11 protein-coding genes are annotated in these 15,664 nt (G+C 70.2%); 8 read left to right on the top strand and 3 right to left on the bottom strand.

Annotated features, from left to right (window positions below):
• Nucleotides 1–8: 8 nt before the first annotated feature.
• The gene (locus ADL01_RS20345) at nucleotides 9–4,106 is read right to left on the bottom strand and encodes a bifunctional nitrate reductase/sulfite reductase flavoprotein subunit alpha (RefSeq protein ID WP_053743446.1); all 4,098 of its coding nucleotides are present in this window, start codon (nucleotides 4,104–4,106) and stop codon (nucleotides 9–11) included.
• 286 nt (nucleotides 4,107–4,392) lie between these two features.
• On the opposite strand from ADL01_RS20345, the gene ADL01_RS20340 reads away from it, so the two are divergent.
• The 4 genes from ADL01_RS20340 (at nucleotide 4,393) to ADL01_RS20325 (ending at nucleotide 7,032) form a co-directional block, all read left to right on the top strand.
• Nucleotides 4,393–4,782, top strand: a complete 390-nt coding sequence (locus tag ADL01_RS20340; RefSeq protein WP_053743445.1) for a cell division protein SepF — start codon at nucleotides 4,393–4,395, stop codon at nucleotides 4,780–4,782.
• A 95-nt stretch (nucleotides 4,783–4,877) separates the two neighbouring features.
• The gene (locus tag ADL01_RS20335; RefSeq protein WP_053743444.1) at nucleotides 4,878–6,050 is read left to right on the top strand and encodes an AAA family ATPase; all 1,173 of its coding nucleotides are present in this window, start codon (nucleotides 4,878–4,880) and stop codon (nucleotides 6,048–6,050) included.
• Nucleotides 6,047–6,400 carry a nucleotide pyrophosphohydrolase gene (locus ADL01_RS20330; protein WP_199834878.1) on the top strand — a complete coding sequence of 118 codons (354 nt, stop codon included), beginning with the start codon at nucleotides 6,047–6,049 and terminating at the stop codon, nucleotides 6,398–6,400. Before ADL01_RS20335 ends, ADL01_RS20330 begins: the two co-directional genes overlap by 4 nt.
• A 158-nt stretch (nucleotides 6,401–6,558) precedes the next feature.
• Complete coding sequence (locus ADL01_RS20325) at nucleotides 6,559–7,032, top strand: DUF6099 family protein (RefSeq protein WP_053743443.1); 474 nt, start codon at nucleotides 6,559–6,561, stop codon at nucleotides 7,030–7,032.
• A 194-nt stretch (nucleotides 7,033–7,226) separates the two neighbouring features.
• On the opposite strand, the gene ADL01_RS45435 is transcribed toward ADL01_RS20325, so the two are convergent.
• Nucleotides 7,227–7,397 (bottom strand): hypothetical protein, encoded by a 171-nt coding sequence (locus tag ADL01_RS45435; protein ID WP_199834877.1) that lies wholly within the window; start codon nucleotides 7,395–7,397, stop codon nucleotides 7,227–7,229.
• A 271-nt stretch (nucleotides 7,398–7,668) separates the two neighbouring features.
• Here ADL01_RS45435 and ADL01_RS20320 point away from each other — a divergent pair, with 271 nt between their 5' ends.
• The gene (locus ADL01_RS20320; RefSeq protein WP_053743442.1) at nucleotides 7,669–8,592 is read left to right on the top strand and encodes an LLM class F420-dependent oxidoreductase; all 924 of its coding nucleotides are present in this window, start codon (nucleotides 7,669–7,671) and stop codon (nucleotides 8,590–8,592) included.
• 390 nt (nucleotides 8,593–8,982) lie between these two features.
• Nucleotides 8,983–10,005 carry a Vps62-related protein gene (locus ADL01_RS20315; RefSeq protein WP_053743441.1) on the top strand — a complete coding sequence of 341 codons (1,023 nt, stop codon included), beginning with the start codon at nucleotides 8,983–8,985 and terminating at the stop codon, nucleotides 10,003–10,005.
• Between the two features lie 9 nt (nucleotides 10,006–10,014).
• Here ADL01_RS20315 and ADL01_RS20310 read toward each other — a convergent pair whose 3' ends face one another.
• Nucleotides 10,015–11,415: a M1 family metallopeptidase gene (locus ADL01_RS20310; RefSeq protein WP_053743440.1), complete on the bottom strand. Its 1,401-nt coding sequence runs from the start codon at nucleotides 11,413–11,415 to the stop codon at nucleotides 10,015–10,017.
• Between the two features lie 192 nt (nucleotides 11,416–11,607).
• Between ADL01_RS20310 and ADL01_RS20305 the strand changes: the two genes are divergently transcribed.
• Together ADL01_RS20305 and ADL01_RS20300 are read left to right on the top strand one after the other, a co-directional pair.
• Complete coding sequence (locus ADL01_RS20305) at nucleotides 11,608–13,116, top strand: 3' terminal RNA ribose 2'-O-methyltransferase Hen1 (protein ID WP_053743439.1); 1,509 nt, start codon at nucleotides 11,608–11,610, stop codon at nucleotides 13,114–13,116.
• On the top strand, nucleotides 13,113–15,664 hold a 2,552-nt coding region (locus ADL01_RS20300; RefSeq protein WP_053743438.1), incomplete at its 3' end, for a polynucleotide kinase-phosphatase. The genes ADL01_RS20305 and ADL01_RS20300, both read left to right, overlap by 4 nt.

Genomic DNA, 15,664 nt, shown 5'->3' with positions numbered 1-15,664 from the left:
ATGGGATTTCAGTAGACATCGCGTACGTAGCGCTTCGCCGCCGTGAGCTGCTTCACGTACACACCCGCCTCGTCCTCGCTCAGACCGCCGTGCGCCACCGCGATGTCCCGCAGCGCCCGGTCCACGTCCTTGGCCATGCGCGAGGCGTCACCGCACACGTAGAAGTGGGCGCCCTCCTGCAGCCAGTGCCACAGCTCCGGCCCGTGCTCGCGCATCCGGTCCTGGACGTAGACCTTGTTGCGCTGGTCGCGGGAGAACGCGGTGTCCAGGCGGGTCAGCGTGCCCTCGGCCACCAGCGCGGCCAGCTCGTCCTCGTAGTAGAAGTCGGTGGCGCGGTGCTGCTCGCCGAAGAACAGCCAGTTCGGCGCCGCGTGCCCGAGCGCCCGCCGTTCCTCCAGGAACCCCACGAACGGCGCCACCCCGGTCCCCGGCCCGACCATCACCATCGGTGTCGAGGCGTCCGAGGGAGGCCTGAAGTGCGGCGAACGCTGGACGAAGACGGGCACCGCCGTGTCCGGCCCGGCGTCGGCGAGGAAGGGCGAGCAGACACCGCCGCGCGGCCGGCCGCGCAGGTTCTCGTACCGCACCACGGACACCGTCAGCGACACCCGCGACGGGTCGACGAGCGGGCTCGACGATATGGAGTACAGACGGGGCTGAAGCCGCCGCAGCACCTTCGCCCACTCCTGCGCGGACGCCCGCACCCCGTACTCGGCGACCACGTCGACGGCCTGCCGACCCCACGACCAGCGGGCCAGCCCGTCCTTGTTGTCGGACCGCATCAGCTTCTTCAACTCACGGTTGTCCCGCGCCCGTTCGGAGACGAAGCGCAGCAGGTCGGGTGTGATCCGGGTGATGTCGAGCTGCCGGTGCAGCGCCTCGGAGAACGGGAACTCGCCAACTCCGTCCACTTCCACGCCGGTTGACGCGTCCAGTCCGGCCACTGCCAGCCATTCCTCCACCAGGGACGTGGAGTTGAGGGGCCGCACCCCGAGCGCGTCACCCGCTTCGTACGTCAGCTCCGTACCGCTGACGTCGAAGGTGAACCGGCGCACCTCCTTCGTCGCGCCGGACAGGCTGAGCAGCCGGTTGCCGACGAGCCGTGCGGGGGAGGGGGCGGCCTTCGCGGACCGGACGGTGGGAGGAGGAGGGGGAGTTGGAAAGGGGGCGGGAGCGGAGGCTCGGTCCTTCTCGTCGTCCTTCGTGTCCAGTACGTCGAGCACCTGGTCGAGCCACGCGCCCGCCGACGGTTCGAAGTCGGGCTCGCAGTCGGTGCGCGGCGCGATCCGCACCGCCCCCAACTCGTCCAGCCGCGCGTCCAGTCGGCGCCCGTGCCCACAGAAGTCGTCGTACGAGGAGTCGCCCAGCGCGAGTACGGCGTACCGCACGCCGTCCAGCCGCGGCGCCTGCTCCCCGGAGAGCGTGTCCCAGAAGCCGGAGCCGTTGTCGGGGGCGTCGCCGTCGCCGAACGTACTGGTGATGAAGAGGAGATCGGCGCTGCGCGCGAGGGCGGTCACATCGGCCTCGTCCATGCCGACGAGCCTCGCCCGGTGACCCCCGGCGGTCAGCCGCTCGGCGGCCGCACCGGCGAGTTCCTCTGCGTTGCCGGTCTGCGAGGCCCACAGCACGACGACCTCACGCCCGTCGACCTCGACCCCGACACCGACCCGTTCCTGCGGCGGGGCGTCCACAGCCCTGGAGTACATGCCGGCGAGCATCCCGTTCACCCAGTCGGCGTGCTCGGCGCTGAAGGGAGCGGCGGCGGGCAGCACGGGAATCCCCGCGGCGCCGGTGGGCAGCCCGGCGAGGAATCCCGAGAGGTACTGGCGTTCCTGCGCGCTGAGAACGGGTGGGGGAACCGGCGTGAACGCCAACTCCGTTACCGTGACCGGCACTTGTGGGAGAGTGGACGGAGGAGTCAGCGGGGGCCGCGCCTGCGGTTCGGGGCGGTGCACCCTCGCCAGGGACACCGCGCACACCTTGAACTCCGGTTGCAGGGACAGCGGATCGACCGCGTCGCTCGTCACCGCGTTGATGCTGAGGTACTCCCCGAAAAGGTCGTTCCAGTGGAAGGGCGCGAAGACGCACCCCGGCCGCACCCGGTCGGTGACGACCGCTGGCAGCACGGCCCGCCCGCGCCGCGACGCCACCTCGACCGAGTCGCCGTCCACGACTCCCAACTCCCGCGCGTCCTCGGGATGCACCTCCACGAACGGCCCGGAGTTCAGCTTGTTGAGCTTGGCGACCTTCCCCGTCTTCGTCAGGGTGTGCCACTGGTGCTGTACGCGCCCGGTGTTGAGGACGAACGGGAAGTCGTCGTCGGGCAGTTCGGCGGCGGGCAGATACGGCCGGGGGTGGAAAACGCCACGCCCACTGGCCGTGGGAAACCGCAGCCCCGCCCCTTCCTCCCGGTAGCGAATGGGATTGCGCGCGGGCCCCTCCACCGAGGAGGCCGGCCACTGCACGGGAGTCTCCCGCAGCCGCTCGTAGGTGACGCCCCGCAGATCCCACCCGGTCTTCGGGTTCCACGCCCGCTTGAGCTCCTCGAAGACGTCCTCGGCACTCTCGTACGCGAATCCCTCGAACCCCATCGCGCGGGCGACAGCGGCGATGATCCGCCAGTCGGCCATGGCGTCGCCGGGCGGGTCGACGGCGGCCCGGGCGAGGGTGAGGCCGCGCTCGCTGTTGACGAGGACGCCCTCGGCCTCGGTCCACATCGCACCGGGCAGCACGACATCGGCGTACGCGTTGGTCTCGGTCTCGGCGAAGACGTCCTGGGTGACGACGAACTCGGCGGCCTCCAGGCCCTCGATGACCGTACGGCGGTTGGCGACCGAGGCGACCGGGTTGGTGCAGATGATCCAGCAGGCCTTGATGTGCCCCTCGGCCATCCGTCGGAACATCTCGATCGTGCCGAGCCCGGCGCCGTCCTTGCGCAGAGTGCCCGCGGGCAGCTCCCACAGGTCCTCGACGAACGCCCGCTCCTCGTCGACGAGCACGGACCGCTGCCCGGGAAGCCCCGGCCCCATGTACCCCATCTCCCGGCCGCCCATGGCGTTGGGCTGCCCGGTGAGGGAGAACGGGCCGCTGCCGGGGCGACAGATCGCGCCGGTGGCGAGATGCAGGTTGACCAGGGCGTTCGTGTTCCAGGTGCCGTGCGTGGACTGGTTGAGCCCCATCGTCCAGCAGCTCATCCACTCACCGGAAGCGCTGGCCTCGCCGATGATCCGGGCCGCTTCCCGGATGTCGTCCTCGGGGATGCCGGTGATCGCGGAGACGGCGTCCGGCGGATAGTCGGCGAGGAAGGCCGGCATCTCCTCCCAGCCCTCGGTGTGGGCGGCGACGAACTCCTGGTCCGTGTACCCGCCGACGTGCAGGAGATGGAGGAGTCCGTTGAGGAGCGCAAGGTCCGTCCCGGGCCGGATCTGCAGGAACAGATCGGCCTTCGCGGCGGTGGCGGTACGCCGTGGGTCGACGACGATGAGCCTGGCCCCCGCCTTGACCCGCTCCATCATCCGCAGATACAGGATCGGATGGCAGTCGGCCATGTTCGAACCGATGACGAGGAAGGCGTCGGCGTGGTCGAAGTCGTCGTACGAGCCGGGCGGCCCGTCGGCGCCCAGCGAGAGCTTGTATCCGGTGCCCGCGCTCGCCATGCACAGCCGGGAGTTCGACTCGATCTGGTTCGTGCCCACGAACCCCTTCGCCAGCTTGTTCGCCAGATACTGGGCCTCCAGGCCCATCTGCCCGGAGACATAGAAGGCGACGGCGTCCGGCCCGTGCTCGTCGACGACTCCGCGCAGCCGCCGCGCGGTCTCGGCGATCGCGTCGGCGACGGGCGCGGGGACGAGTTCCTCACCCCGGTCGTCCAGACCGTCCCGGACCAGCGCGGTGGTCAGCCGGCCGGGCGCGCTGAGCATGTCCGCGGTGGTCGCGCCCTTGGTGCACAGTCGCCCGGCGTTCGCCGGGTGCGCCTTGTCCCCGGACGCCTTGAAGACCGTACGCCGTCCGTCGGGTCCGAGCCCGACGTCCAGCACGATTCCGCAGCCCACCCCGCAGTACGAGCACACGGTCCGTACCTGCGTTGTCGTGGGGGTCGTGGTCACGTGCTGCCCTTCTCGTCTTCCGCTGTCCCTGCTCCACACCGGGCCTGCTCCCGCCGAGCGTATGAATTGCCCGTTACGCCGATGTCACGTGATCCGATGATGAGCGGTTACACCTGCTGCACAGCCAGAGTGTCAGTGCTGTGAGGTACGTATAGATGTTCGGATAGGTGTTCGGGTATTTCTCACACAGGGGGTCGCTGAGCGTGTCGTATTGGGCCGATCGGGTGACCATGAGTAAGAATTGGCTGATGCAGACTGTCAGTGCGAGCCAGGGCGGAGTGCGCCGATGAACAGGCACGATGTCACCGACGAACAATGGGAGGGGCTCGCCCAGGTCGTACCGCTGAGAGGCCGGGATGCCTGGCCCTCCGCGGTGGGCCACCGGTCGATACCCGAGGCGGAAACCGAGGCGAGGCGACGGTTCGTCGTCCTGCGCGTCAACGTGTTCGCGGACGCCCGCGAAGTCGCCGAGACGCTGATGGCGGGCATCCCGGTACTGCTCGACCTCACCGGCGCCGAGACGGACACCGCCAAACGGGTCCTCGATTTCAGTACGGGTGTCGTCTTCGGCCTCGCGAGCGGTATGCACCGGGTCGACCGGAACGTGTTCCTTCTCACCCCGCCCGGTACGGAGGTCGGGGGACTCATGGGCGGAGCCGGGATGCCCGGGAGCTGAGAGCGGGATCACCGCAAGATCCGGTGATCCCCCGTTCGTAGGAAGGTGCGGCGGGCGGAACGGTTCGCCTCGCGGCGGAGACCTACGGTCCGGTTATGACCCTGTCACTGGACTTACCGCCCTCCCCGGCCGCCGCAGCGCAGCGGGCGGCGCGTCCCGACCGGCCGAGCCTCACCGAGCTGAGACTGTCCGCGTACGCGGGGCACCGTCGGGCCGCGTTCCCGCTCGGCCGGCTCACCCTCTTCGCCGGGCCGAGCGGCAGCGGCAAGTCGACGGCCCTGAGGGCGTACGAGTCGCTGGCCCGCCTCGGCTCCGGCGCCACCGTCGGGGAGGCGTTCCCGGACCCCGCCGCCTGCGTACCGGAACGCGCCCGCCCCGACGCCCAACGCCGGCGCGGCTTCCGCATCGGCTGTACGGCGGACGGTCCCGAGGGTCCCGTACGGCTCGATGTCGCCGTACAGGCCGAGCCCGAACTGCGCATCGTGGGCGAGCGGTTGAGCGCCGGCGGGGTGGTCCTGCTGGAGACGGCGCTGCGCGATCCCGGCAGGCGCACCGTCCAGGCCGCCTGGCACACCGCCGGTTCGGCGTCGGTCACGCGCGCCCCGATGCCCGACGACCGGCTCGGCACGGCCCTGTTGCCGCTGCGGGTCGCCGGGAAGACGGACGGACAGCGACAGGTCATCGCCGCCGCCGAGCAGATGGTCCTCGCCCTGCGGTCCGTCTTCGCCTGCGACCCACGGCCCGACCGGATGCGCGCGGCGGTCCGGGTGAGCAGCGGACGCCTGCTGCCGGGCTGCGACAACCTCGCCGAGGTCCTCTGGCGCACCCGGTCCGAATGCTCCATCCGGCACGGGCTGTTGGTCGCCGCCGTCCGCGAGGGCTGCGCGGGCCCCGTCACGGACGTACGGGCCGACCGGACTGGAGACGGTCGCGTGCGGGCCGTACTCGACCGGGGCGACGGTCCCCTCACCGACTTCGGCAGGCTGGGCGACGGCGAGTTGAGGTACGCGGGCCTGGCGCTGGTCCTGCTGACCGGCCCCGGCGTCCTGACGGTCGACCAGTCAGGCGAGGTGCCCGAGGCCTTCCAGGCGCTCACGGTCCTGGCCGACGGTTTCGACCGGACCCTCGACCCGCGGCAGCGCGCGGAACTCCTGCGCCTGGCGGCCCGGATGTGCGACCGCGGGCACATCCGGCTCCTCGGGACGGTGAGCGACGCGTCCTGGGCGGAGGGGGTGGCGGGTGTGACGGTGGTACACCTGGAGCCGTGACAGACCAGGAACACGCCGAAGACCCCCACCAGTTGGATGTGGCGAAACTCCAGCGCAGGCTGGCCGACTTCGCGGCGGCACGGAACTGGCAGCCGTTCCACACGCCGAAGAACCTCGCCACCGCGCTCAGTGTGGAGGCGTCCGAACTGGTCGAGATCTTCCAGTGGTTGACGCCCGAGGAGTCGACGCGGGTGATGGACGACCCGGACACCGCCCACCGGGTGACGGACGAGGTCGCTGACGTGCTCGCGTATCTGCTCCAGCTCTGCGAGGTACTCGGGATCGACGCGCTGACCGCCCTCGACGCGAAGATCGACCGCAACGAACGGAGGTTCCCCACACCGGAATAGTTACTCTCCGGAGTCAAGATGCGAACTGTTAGCCATTTCGTGTCCGCAGATTTCCGTCTTCCTCTGGCTTTTCGTCCCATTGCCCTTCACTCTGGGTAGTGGACGGTGGACTTCGGGCGGACGTGCGAAAAGCGCGTCGGGACAGACGGGGGCAGCGCATGGACGCGGTGCGGCTCATCCTGGCGAGCAGACATGCCCTAGCGATCAGCGAAGGTGTGTCCCAGACCCTGGCGGAGGTGTGGCAGGCGCAGGCCCTCGCACAGGCGATAGGCAGCCGCCTCGCAGTCACGGGACCACCCGAACTGCGGGGCGAGGCACTGGGGTTGACAGAGTTGGCGGGCCGGGGCTGTGGCGTCCTGGACCAACCGCGCCTCGCCGACGGCGACTTACGCGCGGCCCGGCTCACCGAGTTGGGCGACGCCCGCCAGGCCCTCCTCTGCCTCGGCAACCTCCTCGGCGAGGCCGGCATAGCGCTGGTCGGCATCGCCAGCGCGGCGGAGGACGAGACGACGTACTGGCAGTGCATGGAATCGATCGACGCGGCGGACGAGTCCCGCGACCGAGTCCTGGAGATGCTCCGCAAACTGGCGGCCAGGGAGGCGGCGGGGGGAGCGGAGCGGGTGGCGGGGTAGGAGGTCGGCTGCGGCCTCCGGCCTCCGGGCTGCGGGCAGAGAGTAGAGGCACAGGCCGAGGCAGAGGGCCGAGCTATTCAGCCCGGCCCGGGGACTGCCAGTCCGTCTGGGGCTTCCCCCTCTGGAGGAGTCTGACGACGAGGCCGTTCAGGTCGAACCGGGCCTGGAGGTGGAGCCCCCGGCAGGGGCCGGTCTCAACCCGCCTCGGTCTCCTCCATGGACGTCGACGACACCCCCGCCGACTGAAAATCCGCGTCGAGCGCGGACAGATCCGCGTTCAGCGCGGCCATCAGCTCCTCCATCTGCTGCAGCAGCCCCTTCGGCTGTACGGGCCCCGCCTGCTGCGGCACGACTTCTTCGGACAACGGACGGCCTCCTCGGCCCCTGGCTCCCAGCGGAGCCGACACGGGTGCGCGCCGGAAACGAGCGGGCCGGCAATCGAACTGGCCGGCCGGTCGGTGCCGGCGCGGGCGCCGGTCGGGCCGGCACCGACCGAGCCAACGATCAACGCCGTGGGGGGTCACTGGTGCGGAGCCGCACCTCGTGCGCGGTTGACGGTTTTTCACTCGCCCGGGGAAGTGTGGGGCAGGGGGCGCCGGTGGGGTTGACCGCTGTTCGACCATGCAGGATGGGGGCATGGATCTTCGTATCTTCACCGAACCCCAGCAAGGCGCGACCTACGACACCCTGCTCGCCGTGGCGAAGGCCACCGAGGACCTTGGGTTCGATGCCTTTTTCCGCTCCGATCACTATCTCCGCATGGGCGACGGGGACGGCCTGCCCGGCCCCACGGACGCCTGGATCACCCTCGCCGGACTCGCCCGCGAGACCAAGCGCATCCGCCTCGGCACGCTGATGACCGCCGCCACCTTCCGTCTCCCCGGCGTCCTCGCGATCCAGGTCGCGCAGGTCGACCAGATGTCCGGCGGCAGGGTCGAACTCGGTCTGGGTGCGGGCTGGTTCGAGGAGGAGCACAAGGCCTACGGCATCCCGTTCCCGCAGGAGAAGTTCGCCCGTCTCGAAGAGCAGCTGGCCATCGTCACCGGCCTCTGGGAGACGAAGACCGGCGAAACGTTCAGTCACCATGGCACGCACTACGACCTCACCGACTCGCCGGCCCTCCCCAAGCCGGCGCAGGCGAAGATCCCCGTACTCATCGGCGGCCACGGCGCGGTCCGTACCCCGATGCTGACCGCGCGGTACGCCGACGAGTTCAACATGCCGTTCGGGTCGATCGAGGACACCGAGCGCCAGTTCGGCCGGGTGCGCGCGGCGGTCGAGCAGGCGGGTCGCCGGGCCGATGAGCTGACGTACTCGAACGCGATGGTGGTCTGCGTCGGCAAGGACGACCAGGAAGTGGCCCGGCGGGCCGCCGCGATCGGCCGCGAGGTCGACGAACTGAAGGCCAACGGACTGGCGGGTTCCCCGGCTGAGGTCGTGGAGAGGATCGGCCAGTACGTGGAGATCGGCTGCCAGCGGCTCTACCTCCAGATTCTCGACCTCGACGACCTGGATCACCTGGAGCTGATCTCCTCGCAGGTGCAGTCGCAGCTGTCGTAACCCTGTTGCGCGTGGGTGGTGTGTGAACGGTGCGTACCCCGTCGTAGCGTCTCTCTCGCGGTCGCGGTCGCGGTCGCGGTGCGGCGGGGTGCGCCCTTGTGCGGGCTGCCGACCGGCGGGTTCCGCCGCCGTCGAGGAGGGGTGCGGGAACAGGCCGCGAGGGAGACTGCCCTGGTTGCTGCCCTAACGCTTCTTTCCGCACCCGGGCTGCTGCGGTCATTCTGTTCGGACGCGTCGCGACCGGACGTGACGGACAGCGGCAGAGGGAGGGGCCCACGTGGGCACGTACGAACTTGAGCCTGCCTGGATTGGCATGGGCATGTCTATCTGTTCGCCCGCGCTTCTTATGAGGGGACACTGATGGCTGCTTCACCGAGAGACCGTTCGACCTTGCGGCGTTGGGGGGCCGGTCTGTTCGCGACGGTCTCCACCGTTGCCTTGTTGTCGGTGCTGTCTCCTCAGCCCGCTCTGGCGGCAGAGGGCACCCGCTCAGCCTCCGCCTCCACCGCCTCCGCCTCCGCCGACTCGGTCTCGTCGACGGATGACGCGCTGGCGCGCCGCTACGCCCCCCGGATCTGGCTCCAGCAGGACGAGTTCTATTTCCCGGCCGCCGTCGAGCCGTTCCTGGCCAACACCCACGTCGAGGCCCATCCGGACAACGGCAACCCCAACCAGCAGTTCCTCGTGACCAACCAGTCGCTTGGCTGCGACTCCTGCACCAATCCGCCGTTCCTGGCCGGACAGCGACCCGATCCGAGCGCGGTGCCGGCCTACGCCGAAGTCGTCCACCGCACCGACAACGGACTCCCGACCAACATCACCGACATCAACTACTGGACGTTCTTCCCCTACAACAACGGCAAACGGGTCTGCGTCGGATGGTTCTCCCGCTGGGGATGCGTCGGGGGCTACTCCACGTTCGGCAACCACGTCGGCGACTGGGAGCACGTCACCGTCCGCTTCGTGGACGACATGCCGAACCAGATCTCCATGGGCCAGCACGACGGTGGACAGACCTTCCGCTACGGCAGTGGTGGGGTCGCCCTGGCCGGTGACCAACCGGTGGTCTACGCGGCGCAGGGATCCCACGCCGTGTACCCCGACGCGCGACGCCACACCTACCGGAATCTGCCCAACGGCGACAGCCTCAACGACGACACCAGCGCCGGCACGCTCTGGGACACCCGGCAGGCGCTCAAGGTGTTCGCCTGGCAGCCGGTGGGCAGCTTCACCGGCGAATGGGCCTGGCTGAACTACACCGGCCGGTGGGGCAACCCGAAGTCAGGGTGCTTCTTCTCCGAGGCCATCAGTGGGGAATGCGTGCTGGACAACGGTCCCGAGGGCCCGCCCAGGAAGTCCCTGTTCGACCCGCGCATCCAGCCTTTGGACGGGGAGCCCGGTCTCGTCGGCTGAGCGGTCCCCTCACCGGATGCGGTGCTGCTTCCAGAAGAGGGTCAGGTCCTTGTGTGTCATCGACTGGGCGGCCTTCTTGAACGCGGCGGTGGTGGAGACGCCGTACCAGTGGTCGTGGGCGTACCGCTCGAGGAGCCGGGCCATGGTGCCGGAACCGAGCGTGCGCTCCAGATCCGCGAGCGCGCAGGAACCGGCCGTGTACACGAGGTGGTACCAACCGCGGTGCGTGGACCAGTAGGCCATCGAGTTGGTGAGGGCGGCCCGGTCGTCCGGCCAGTCGTCCTGTGACCAGCAGCCGACGGTGTCCCAGCCGTAGAAGCGCGCGTTGGCGTACTGGGCGAAACTCTCGTCCAGCCAGGGCGAGTTGTACTCGTCGTTGCCCACGATGCCGTACCACCACTGGTGGGCCACCTCATGTACGACGGCGCCGCCTTCCTCGGTGGTGCCGAGGAGGAGCAGACCGGGGTACTCCATGCCGCCGCCGAACCCGGGTGTCATCACGAAGTCGATCTCGCCGTACGGATAGCGGCCGAACTCCTTGCCGAACCGGTCGACGGCGGCCAGGCCGTCCTTGCGGGTGAGGCGGACACCCGCGGCGGGTGTGTTCGGCGCCCAGTACGACGTGACGCGCACGCCTCCGGGCGAAGTGTCGGTGGCGGTGCGGAACGGGCCCGCCGCCCACGCGAAGTCCCTCACCCGCAGGGCGACACTGTGGGTGACCGTACGCCCGGGCTTGCCGGCGCTGGTCCAAGTGCGGCCGGTCGCCGGGACCTTGAGGGCCGAGGGATGGTCGAGGCGTACCCGGAAGTCGCTTGCCAGCGTGTAGAAGCTCTCGCCGGTCGACACATACGGATCGAGGTGCCGGCCCGACGCGTCGTGCACGGCCATGACCGGCAGCGCGTTGCCCAGGAAACGGAACGCGCCCTCGCGGCCGAAGCGGTTGTTGCGTCCGGGCACGGCGATGGACACGTCGAAGGAGACGGTCGTTCGCGCGCCGTGCGCGAGCGGCCTCGGCAGGCCGATACGCAGCGCCGTGCACTTGACGGTGAGCCGGCCCGGAGTGCCACCGCGCATCTTCGACACCCTGACGGGGGCCGGCCTGCCGGGCGGGCCGCACCCGTCCTCGCCGTTGCCCCACAGCCGTATGTACACCTCACGCAGCGGGCCGTCGGAGGCGTTGCGGAACGACACCCGTTGCCGGCCCGTCCAGTGGGAGCCGTCGGCGTCGCCGCGCAGATTCACGTCGTAGCGGAGGCGGTCGGGCGTCGGAGCCTGGGCGGCGGGCCGCGCCCTGGCGCTGGTCGCCGTGCCGGCCTCGGCCACGGTGCTGCCCGCTGCCGCGAGCAGCGCGAGCGGGACAACCAGCAGACGGCGAACGGTGCTTGACGACCACGCGGGCAACTTTGACATGGCAGCGGATCTTGTCACACCGTCGCTGCACCTGGCGCCCGCCTGCGAGAAGAGAGGGGAGCGACTCCGTTTGGGCGGTGCGGAGGCCCGCCGCCGCGGAGGGAAAATGCCTGAGTGTGCCGGGTCTGTTCGCTGTACGTTGACGCACGGAAAGCATCCGCGTTCCACACCCTTCTCTGAGGCCTGGCCACCGTGTTCCTGACGATCAGCACCACCGGCACCCCCGAACGTCCCGCGACCGACCTCGGCTACCTGCTGCACAAGCATCCCGACAACGCGCAGACGTTCTCCACCTCCTACGGCACCGCACACGTCCTCTACCCAGAGGCGTCCGCCGAGCGCTGCACGGCCGCGCTGCTGCTGGAGGTCGACGCGGTGGCACTGGTCCGGCGAGGCAAGGGCAAGGGGCGCGGCGGCGCACCCGACGCGGCACTCGCGCAGTACGTCAACGACCGCCCGTACGCGGCCTCTTCGCTGCTCGCGGTCGCGCTCAGCGCCGTGTTCAGCAGCGCGATGAAGGGCCAGTGCCGGGCGAAGCCCGAACTCCCGGGCCAGGTACGCCCGTTGAGCATCGAGGTGCCCGCACTGCCCGCCCGGGGCGGCGCCGACCTCGTACGGAACCTCTTCGAGCCGCTCGGCTGGACGGTGACGGCCGAACCGGTCGCGCTGGACCCGGAGTTCCCCGACTGGGGCGACTCCCGGTACGTGCGTCTCCACCTCGCGTCGGACACGCTGACCCTCGCCGAGGCGCTGCGCCATCTGTACGTCCTGCTGCCGGTCCTGGACGACGCCAAGCACTACTGGGTCGCACCCGACGAGGTCGACAAACTGCTCCGGGCCGGTGAGGGCTGGCTGCCCGCCCACCCGGAGCAGAAACTGATCACCAGCCGCTATCTGTCCCGCCGCTGGTCGCTGACCCGCGAGGCGATGGAACGGCTGGAACTGGTCCGGCTTGCCGAGGCCGACGACAGTGACGTCGAGGAGATCGACAACGCCGTCGAGGCCGACACGGAGGCGGAGCCGGAGGAGAAGCCGACTTCGCTCGCTGTGCGGCGCCGCGACGCGATCACCGCCGCGCTGAAGTCGTCCGGGGCCGCCCGGGTGCTCGATCTCGGGTGCGGGCAGGGCCAGTTGGTGCAGGCGCTGCTCAAGGACCCGGCGTTCACCGAGATCGTCGGTGTGGACGTGTCGATGCGCGCGCTCACCATCGCCTCACGGCGGCTGAAGCTGGACCGGCTGGGGGAGCGGCAGGCGTCGCGCGTCACGCTGCTCCAGGGGTCGCTCGCCTACACCGACAAGCGGCTCAAGGGGTACGACGCCGCCGTGCTGTGCGAGGTCGTCGAACACCTCGACCTGCCTCGGCTGCCGGCGCTGGAGTACGCGGTGTTCGGTGCGGCCCGCCCGCGCACGGTCCTCGTGACGACGCCGAACGTCGAGTACAACGTCCGCTGGGAGGCCCTCCCGGCCGGCCACAGCCGCCACAGCGACCACCGCTTCGAGTGGACGCGGGAGGAGTTCCGCACCTGGGCGGGCACGGTGGCCGAACGGCACGGGTACGAGGCGGAGTTCGTCGCCGTCGGCCCGGACGACCCGGAGGTGGGACCGCCCACGCAGATGGCCGTGTTCACGATGAAGACCGAGACCGCCGACGAGACCGCGAACAAGACCGCGAACGAGAAGAAGGAGGCGAAGGCAGCATGAGCAGTGTCGAGAACAAGGGCCGCGTGCTGCCCGTCACCGACCTCTCCCTCGTCGTTCTGATCGGGGCGTCCGGATCGGGCAAGTCCACTTTCGCCCGTCGGCACTTCAAGCCGACCGAGGTCATCTCCTCGGACTTCTGCCGTGGCCTGGTCGCCGACGACGAGAACGACCAGAGCGCCTCCGGGGACGCCTTCGACGTCCTGCACTACATCGCAGGCAAGCGACTCGCCGCGGGCCGCCGTACGGTCGTCGACGCGACCAACGTCCAGGAGAGCGGCCGCACGCAACTGATCCAGCTGGCGCGGCAGTACGACGTGCTGCCCATCGCCATCGTCCTCGACGTGCCCGACGACGTGTGCGCCGAGCGCAACGCCTCCCGCACCGACCGGGCCGACATGCCGCGCCGGGTCATCCACCGACACATCCGCGAACTCCGCCGCTCACTGCGCCACTTGGAGCGCGAGGGGTTCCGGAAGGTGCACGTCCTGCGCGGCGTCGAGGAGATCGACGGCGCCGAGGTCCGCACCGAGAAGCGCTTCAACGACCTGACCCACCTCACCGGCCCCTTCGACATCATCGGCGACATCCACGGCTGCGCGGCCGAACTGGAGTCCTTGCTCGGCACGTTGGGCTACGAGGACGGGGTGCACCCGGCCGGCCGTACCGCCGTCTTCGTGGGCGACCTCGTCGACCGCGGCCCGGACAGTCCGGGCGTGCTGCGCCGGGTGATGTCCATGGTCGGCTCGGGCAACGCGCTGTGCGTGCCCGGCAACCACGAGAACAAGTACGGCCGCCACCTCAAGGGCCGCAAGGTCCAGCACACCCACGGGCTCGCCGAGACCATCGAGCAGATGACGAACGAGTCCGACGAATTCCGGGCCCAGGTACGGGAGTTCATAGACGGCCTCGTCAGTCACTACGTTCTGGACGGCGGACGGCTGGTGGTCTGCCACGCGGGTCTGCCCGAGAAGTACCACGGCCGTAACTCGGGCCGGGTCCGCTCGCACGCGCTGTACGGCGAAACGACCGGTGAGACCGACGAGTTCGGCCTGCCGGTGCGCTACCCGTGGGCGGAGGACTACCGGGGTCGGGCGGCCGTGGTGTACGGCCACACGCCCGTCCCGGAGGCCAGTTGGCTGAACAACACCATCTGCCTCGACACGGGTGCCGTCTTCGGCGGCAAGCTGACCGCGCTGCGCTGGCCGGAACGGGAACTGGTCGACGTACCGGCCCAGCAGGTCTGGTACGAGCCGGTCAGGCCGCTGCGGTCCGAGGCACCGGGCGGGCACGACGGCCGGCCGCTGGACCTGGCGGACGTGCACGGCCGCCGGGTGGTGGAGACACGTCACGCGGGCCGGATCACTGTCCGGGAGGAGAACGCGGCGGCGGCGCTTGAGGTCATCAGCCGTTTCGCGGTCGACCCGCGGCTGCTGCCGTACCTGCCGCCGACGATGGCTCCGACGGCGACGTCCCACGTGGAAGGCTATCTGGAGCACCCGGCGGAGGCGTTCGAGCAGTACCGGGCGGACGGGGTCGAGCGGGTCGTGTGCGAGGAGAAGCACATGGGTTCGCGCGCGGTGGCGTTGGTGTGCCGCGACGCGGAGGTGGCCCTAAAGCGGTTCGGTGTGGCCGGTGGTGGTGTCGGGGACGGTCCGACAGGGGCGCTGTACACCCGTACCGGGCGGCCCTTCGTCGACGACCCGACGGTGACCGAGGAGATCCTCGGCCGGGTCCGGGTGGCGGCGGACACGGCCGGCCTGTGGGACGAGCTCAACACCGACTGGCTGCTGCTGGACGCCGAGTTGATGCCGTGGTCGCTCAAGGCGTCCGGGCTGCTGCGGTCGCAGTACGCGGCGGTCGGCGCCGCCTCCCGGGCGGTGTTCCCGGGGGTGCTCGCCGCGCTGGAGGGTGCGGCGGCGCGGGGCATCGACGTGGGGGACCTGCTGACGCGCCAGCGTGGACGGGCGTCGGACGCCTCGGCGTTCACGGCGGCCTACCGGCGTTACTGCTGGCCGACGGAGGGGCTGGACGGGGTGCGACTGGCGCCCTTCCAGATCCTCGCGACGCAAGGACGCAGTCTGGCCGCTCTGCCGCACGACGAGCAACTGGCGCTGCTGGACCGGCTGGTGGAGCACGACGGTACGGGTCTGCTGCAGACGACGCGTCGGCTGTACGTCGACACCGGGGACGCGGAGTCGGTGCGGGCGGGGGTGGACTGGTGGCTGGAGATGACCGGGCGGGGCGGTGAGGGCATGGTCGTCAAGCCGCTGGGTGGAGTTGTCCGCGATGCGAAGGGGCGGCTGGTGCAGCCCGGTATCAAGTGCCGGGGGCGTGAGTACCTGCGGATCATCTACGGGCCGGAGTACACGCGGCCGGAGAATCTCGCGCGGCTGCGGGCGCGGTTCCTGAACCACAAGCGGTCGCTTGCGATCAGGGAGTACGCGCTGGGGTTGGAGGCGTTGGATCGGGTGGCGGAGGGGGAGCCGTTGTGGCGTGGGCATGGGGCCGAGTTCGGGGGGCTTTCGCTGGTGTTGGGGGCGGTGGCTGC

This window comes from Streptomyces sp. NRRL WC-3618, from assembly GCF_001280005.1.
Lineage (GTDB): Bacteria > Actinomycetota > Actinomycetes > Streptomycetales > Streptomycetaceae > Streptomyces.
The sequence above is the reverse complement of the archived record's forward strand: the minus strand, read 5'-3'. Positions and strand labels throughout refer to the sequence as shown.

Excerpts from the sequence above, each read along its gene's own strand:
- ADL01_RS20335 (WP_053743444.1), top strand. The coding sequence starts at position 4,878 with ATGACCCTGTCACTGGACTTACCGCCCTCCCCGGCCGCCGCAGCGCAG.
- ADL01_RS20325 (WP_053743443.1), top strand. The coding sequence starts at position 6,559 with ATGGACGCGGTGCGGCTCATCCTGGCGAGCAGACATGCCCTAGCGATC.
- ADL01_RS20310 (WP_053743440.1), bottom strand. The coding sequence starts at position 11,415 with ATGTCAAAGTTGCCCGCGTGGTCGTCAAGCACCGTTCGCCGTCTGCTG.
- ADL01_RS20340 (WP_053743445.1), top strand. The coding sequence starts at position 4,393 with ATGAACAGGCACGATGTCACCGACGAACAATGGGAGGGGCTCGCCCAG.
- ADL01_RS20320 (WP_053743442.1), top strand. The coding sequence starts at position 7,669 with ATGGATCTTCGTATCTTCACCGAACCCCAGCAAGGCGCGACCTACGAC.